Origin of the sequence: Protofrankia sp. CiT1, from assembly GCF_917627335.1 — a bacterium.
Lineage (GTDB): Bacteria > Actinomycetota > Actinomycetes > Frankiales > Frankiaceae > Protofrankia.
Window position 1 is genome coordinate 1 of sequence record NZ_CAKJTP010000220.1, and the last position, 4,865, is coordinate 4,865.

A 4,865-nucleotide genomic window follows, 5' to 3' on the forward strand; every position below is an offset into this window, starting at 1 on the left:
GGGTGCTGTCGGGCGTGGTCTGCCGGCCGGGCGGTCTGACCGTTTCGGGTGGCCGGGCGAGGCGCTGTCGGTCGTTCTGGTCGGGGTTCGCTCCTTCCATATTTTTAGAGCGACCGGCAATAGGGGACGCGGCGTCGCGGGGCCAGGGCATGCACCTCGCGTCGTTGTCGTCAGTCGGCGCCCAACACCAGGGCGCCTTCCTCGGGTGCTCTTATGCAACCCCGCTGGGGACGTTAATCGCTGCCGCCGAATTATGCAACGACGATCGTTGCATATATGCTGGGGCGGTGGTGGCAGCCGAGCCTCGTCCGCGCGGGCGGCCCCGCGACGAGTCGGTGGACGTACGGGTGCTGGCCGCCGCCGTACAGGAGCTGGCCGACAAGGGGATCGCCGAGTTCTCCGTCACCGCGGTGGCGGCCAGGGCCAAGGCCGCCAAGCGCAGCATCCACGCCCGCTGGCCGCGGCGGGAGGATCTCATCCTGGCCGGGATGTCCACGTTGGCGGCAGGCCTGACCCCGCCGCGGACCGGCACGATCGTGGCTGATCTGGCGGTTCTGCTCGACGGGATCGCGGCGGTGTTCGTCGAGCCCCGGCGCAGTATCCTGCAACGCTGCGTAGCGGAGATCAAACAATTTCCGGAGATCTACCAGGCGTTCACACGCGACTCGATCGACCGCTGCCTGGCCGCGATCGAAGATGCCGTCCACGACGCCGCCGCGCGCGGAGAGATCCGCGGTGACGCCAATGCCGCGGCCACCGCCGAGGCGCTCATGGGCGCCGCGGTGCTGCGCGCGTCCTTTTCCCTCGACCCGGTGCTACCGATCGCCGTACGGGAGGAGATCGTGGGTCTTCTCCTTGACGGCCTGCGTCCACGCCGTACCGACTGAGCTCCAGCCGTGATCGTCGGGCAACGGCCTTGCCGACCGCGGTTGTGGAGGCCCGGCGCAGGCCGTGACAGTCTTCTCGGGGAGGTACGTATGACGTCGACAGTGCGGGCGGCCGTGCTCACGGAGGCCGGTACGGGCCTGGAGTTATCCGAGATCGTTCTTCCTGATCCGGGCCCGGGCCGGGTCCGGGTGCGGCTTGTCGCCGCGGGTGTCTGTCACTCCGACCTCTCGCTGGCGAACGGGATGCTGCGCCAGCCGCTGCCCGCCGTGCTCGGGCACGAGGGGGCTGGCACGGTCGTGGCTGTGGGACCAGGGGTCACCCGGGTCGCCGTCGCTGACCCGGTGCTGCTGAACTGGGTTCCCGCCTGCCGGGAGTGCTGGTTTTGCCGCCACGGCGAGCCCTATCTGTGCGAGCGTGCCGCCGATGCCAGCGCGGCACCCTACGCGGCGTTGCCCGACGGGCGCCCGCTCTACCCGGGGCTGGGTACGGCCGCGTTCGCCGAGGAGACGGTCGTGCCGGAGAACGGCGTGCTCCGGTTGCCGGCCGATGTCCCGTTGGCGCAGGCCGCCGTCCTCGGGTGCGCGGTGCTGACCGGCGTTGGCGCGGTGCTCACCAGCGCCAAGGTCGCCGCAGGTGCGTCCGTGCTGGTCATCGGGCTGGGCGGGGTAGGGCTGTCGGTGCTCCAGGGGGCGCGGCTGGCCGGGGCGGACCCGATCATCGCGGTGGACGTATCCGCGGCGAAGGAGGAACTCGCGCTCCGGCTGGGTGCGACGCACTTCCGCCTCGCCTCGCCGGCGCTGTCGAAGGAGGTCCGGGCGCTCACCGGCGGAATCGGCGTCGACCACGCCTTCGAGGTCGTCGGGAAGTCCGCGACCATCCGGGCGGCATGGAGCGCCACCCGGCGCGGTGGGCGTACCACGGTGGTGGGGGTCGGCGCCAAGGACGACCTCGTCTCCCTCAGCGCGCTGGAGATCTTCTACTCCGCCCGCACGCTCACCGGCTGCGTCTTCGGCTCCTGCGACCCGGACCGGGATGTCTCGTTCCTGCTCGACCATGCCCGCCGGGGCAGCATCGACCTTCGTGGCCTGGTCACCGCCGAGATCGGGCTTGCGGACGTGCCGGCGGCGTTCGAGGCGATGCTGCGGGGCAGCGGCGGCCGTTCACTCATCCGTTTCCCGGTTGTACCCCCAGCGCGGTGAGGGAAAACAGTGTGGATGACCGTACGGGGCGAGCCGCCGCCACATCGGCCTCGGCGAGGAATACGGCACTGCCGTCGGTGGTAGGGGCGATGGGATGGATGCACGCAAACATCTTGCGAGACTCCTTACGCGCACGTATGGTTTCTCTGGCACCTGCGCGCGGCCCACATTCGCACGGTGAACGGTGTTGCTGTACAGGCGTTGTTGCTGTACAGGTGTTAGTCGTGCGGGTGCTGGCCGTACGACTGGTAGTTCTATATCTGGTAGCCGTACAGCTGCGTAGCCGGAAGCAAGTATTCAGATCTTGAGGAGGGCACGTGGAAACAGCCGACGAGCTTGTCGTGGCGGTGGAGACCTTGGCCAGTGTTCAGGACCGTTTCGACACCGAGCATTCGGACAGCGATGGTTCCGACGGCCTCAACTATCCTGAAGGTCAGTGACGGACCGGTCCGAGGACATGGGCGAACCCGGCCCGCCGAGCGCGTCAGGGTTGGAGACGGGCCAGGACGGATTGTCCACGAAGCACCATCTGGTCCACGCCATCGAGGCCGCGTTCGGCTGGTCGGGCGCACCGTCGCTGGGGGAAGGTTTCGTTCGCGGTCACGTGACCGACGAGGCGTTGTGCCAACGAGTGCTTACGCCGTCCCGGCTACTGGATCTGATAATGCGGCGCAGCCTTGAACCCCCGCAGCTCAGGTGTTTCCAGGACGGCGTCGAAATGCATCCGGGCGACTATCTTACGACCCGGGTGGGCCGGCGGGGGCAGCGGACCCGTCTCGCCGACATGAACCGGTTGGCTGATCTTCTCGACTCGGGGCTCACCCTGGTCCTCGATGGACTTGACATGTTCGATGCGACGATGGAGGTGGCCTGTCGCGCTCTTCAGTGGTGGTCCCACGAACTGGTCCAGGTGAACGCCTACCTGACCACCCGGTCGACAGCGGGGTTCCCGCTGCATTGGGACGATCACGACGTTGTCGTTCTCCAGGTTGCGGGTGAGAAAACATGGGACGTGCGGAGCTCCTCCCGCCCTTTCCCGCTGTACCGGGACGCGGAACGCAACGGCACGGTCAGCGCGCAACAGGTGTGGAAAGGTGAGCTCCGCGCTGGCGACCTCATGCACATTCCGCGTGGTTACTGGCACCAGGCGACACGCGCTGAGTACACCGGCGGCATCAGCCTCCACATCACGTTCGGCTTTCCGAAACGGACCGGTGTCGACTGGCTCACCTGGCTCGCGGACCAGGCCCGCGATGTCGAGCTGTTCCGGCGTGACCTGCTCCGCGATGGTAGCGCGCAGGAACGGGCCGCGCGGGAACGCGCGTTGATGGACGCGGCTGTCGAGCTGCTGCGTTCGTCCCCGCCCGCCGAATTCCTCGCCGGCCGTGCACGGACCCAGCCACCGAGACGCCACACGCCGACGCTGCCGATGGATCTCCCCGGGCAGGGCGTTGAATCGGTCGTCTGCGTCACGGAATTCAGGCCCGAATTCAGGGAGAGCGACACCGCCGTGATTGTTCTCGGGGGCGGGCGGAGACTGACCTTCACGAAGAAGGCCCGCCCGGCCCTTGACCGGCTGCTGAGCGGCCTGCCGGTCAGTCTCGCCGCGGTGGAGGCGGAGACGGGGACGGACGCCCGCCGGCTCGCCGACCTACTGGTCCGGGAGGGGATGTGCGTCAGCCTGACACCCGAATTGTCCTCGGGCTACACCGGTCTCGTCATGAACGCGGACTGCTAGAGAGCGCGCTCGACCTCGGCATCCGCACTATCGACACGGCGTTCAACTACGCGGGTTTCCGTTCGCATGCGATCCTGTTCCAGACCGCGGCCGATCTTCTTCCCTGCTTTTTCGTGTCCACCAAGGTGGGTTTCTTTCCCGGTGCTGGCGGTCGCAACGACCACTCGTTGGAACCGGGGCGGCTCCAGGATGCCCTTGAGACGACGGCGGCGACGCTCGGTCAGGCACCGGATGTCGTCTTCCTGCACAACCCCGAGCGGTCGCTGGGCGACCTCGAGCCCGCTCACGCTGCTGACCATCTCGCGGCGGCGGCCGGTGTCCTGACGGACGCCGTGGCTGCCGGCCTCTGCCGGTCCTGGGGCATCTCGACCTGGAATCCCCAGCCGGTGCTTGCGGCGGCCATCGCCGTGGGGCCCCGCGGGCTGGTCCGGCCGTGGTGCCTCATGCACCGCGCCGGCATCCTGGTCCCCGCGAGGGTTCTGGACGCAATTGATGATCTTGCTGGCTGCCTGGAGGTCGAGACCGAGCGGCGGTGGGGTATGAGTCCCTTCGGTGGGGACACGGGGGACAGCGTCTGGCGCACGCTGGCGCTGCGGCCGTTCATGGCGGCGGGCGAGGAGTGCTCTACCGCGGCGGCGGCGTTCCGCCTCGCTTTTGCGCTGCCCCCGGTCGGCCGGGTTGCGGTGGGCACGAACCGCCCCGAGCACCTGGCCGACCTGGTTCGCGCGCTTGACCTGGGCGTCGACGGCCACAACGTCGAGCGATACCGGGACATGCTCGCCCGGCGGCAGGCTCACGCGGTAGCAGGCTCACGCGGCGGGGTAGCGGCAGGATAAGAGGGCCCGGCAACAGAAGTGTGGATCAAGGAGCGGGGCTGGGGGGCGCCTGCCTCGGCGGCGGTGGGGGAGCCACCGGAGGCGTTGGGCTGCGGCCAGTCAGGCTGCGGCATGCTCTGTCGATGGCCTCCGGATGTGCCTGTCAGGCAGGCGATGATCGTAAGTCGATTGCACGACTTTGTGCTTTCGTCAAGCGGCTGGATG

5 protein-coding genes are annotated in these 4,865 nt (G+C 68.6%); all 5 read left to right on the forward strand.

Translation table 11 applies throughout. From position 1 onward, the window contains the following. Window positions 1-290: 290 nt before the first annotated feature. Window positions 291-887: a TetR-like C-terminal domain-containing protein gene (locus MJ785_RS20275; RefSeq protein WP_239382339.1), complete on the forward strand. Its 597-nt coding sequence runs from the start codon at window positions 291-293 to the stop codon at window positions 885-887. Between the two features lie 90 nt (window positions 888-977). After that, the gene (locus tag MJ785_RS20280; protein ID WP_239382341.1) at window positions 978-2,087 is read left to right on the forward strand and encodes a Zn-dependent alcohol dehydrogenase; all 1,110 of its coding nucleotides are present in this window, start codon (window positions 978-980) and stop codon (window positions 2,085-2,087) included. Between the two features lie 317 nt (window positions 2,088-2,404). After that, window positions 2,405-2,527 (forward strand): hypothetical protein, encoded by a 123-nt coding sequence (locus MJ785_RS21995; RefSeq protein ID WP_255720434.1) that lies wholly within the window; start codon window positions 2,405-2,407, stop codon window positions 2,525-2,527. Continuing rightward, complete coding sequence (locus MJ785_RS20285) at window positions 2,524-3,825, forward strand: cupin domain-containing protein (protein ID WP_239382343.1); 1,302 nt, start codon at window positions 2,524-2,526, stop codon at window positions 3,823-3,825. The genes MJ785_RS21995 and MJ785_RS20285 overlap by 4 nt, the downstream gene beginning before the upstream one ends. After that, complete coding sequence (locus tag MJ785_RS20290) at window positions 3,759-4,661, forward strand: aldo/keto reductase (RefSeq protein WP_239382345.1); 903 nt, start codon at window positions 3,759-3,761, stop codon at window positions 4,659-4,661. Before MJ785_RS20285 ends, MJ785_RS20290 begins: the two co-directional genes overlap by 67 nt. Window positions 4,662-4,865 lie beyond the last annotated feature (204 nt).

Excerpts from the sequence above, each read along its gene's own strand:
- MJ785_RS20280 (WP_239382341.1), top strand. The coding sequence starts at position 978 with ATGACGTCGACAGTGCGGGCGGCCGTGCTCACGGAGGCCGGTACGGGC.